We start from the raw sequence: 496 nt of genomic DNA on the forward strand, positions 1-496 counted from the left end.
CAAGCCGAAAGTTGGCAATGGAGCTATGAAAGATTTGTATTTAAAATTTATTATAGAGGTATCTAATGTAGAGAAAGTGACCTTAGTTGTTGACCCAACTGCGATATTTTTAACTAAAAAAGATGAAGAAAAAATATTAACAAATATCAATAAGTTAGACACTAAAATTGATACAACTAAAACGGAGTTAACAAGCAACATAGAAACTGCTAAGACAGAGATTAACGCTAAGATAGGCGATACAACACTACTTGAAACAACAGATAAAACAAATATAGTTAGTGCATTGAATGAGGTAAAAACTAGTGTAGATAGTATAGAAACAATAGCAGAGAAAACAAGTATAAAAGATACAGATAACTTATTTGAAAGTGATAATGTAGAGGGAGCATTAAAAGAAGTGATGCAAGAAGTAAAAGGGAATAGAATTAGTATTATATCAAGTATAAATAATAATTTGATACCAATGTAGAAAGGAAGGTGATTAAATGGGAAT

At 29.2% G+C, this 496-nt stretch carries 1 protein-coding gene; it reads left to right on the top strand.

Annotation, left to right across the window (positions count from 1 at the left end):
- Positions 1-472: phage tail protein (locus tag Q3287_RS19480; RefSeq protein ID WP_407964688.1), on the top strand; the 472-nt coding region annotated here is incomplete at its 5' end.
- Positions 473-496 lie beyond the last annotated feature (24 nt).

This window comes from Clostridioides sp. GD02404, assembly GCF_045898275.1.
In the GTDB taxonomy this organism is placed as follows: domain Bacteria; phylum Bacillota; class Clostridia; order Peptostreptococcales; family Peptostreptococcaceae; genus Clostridioides; species Clostridioides difficile_A.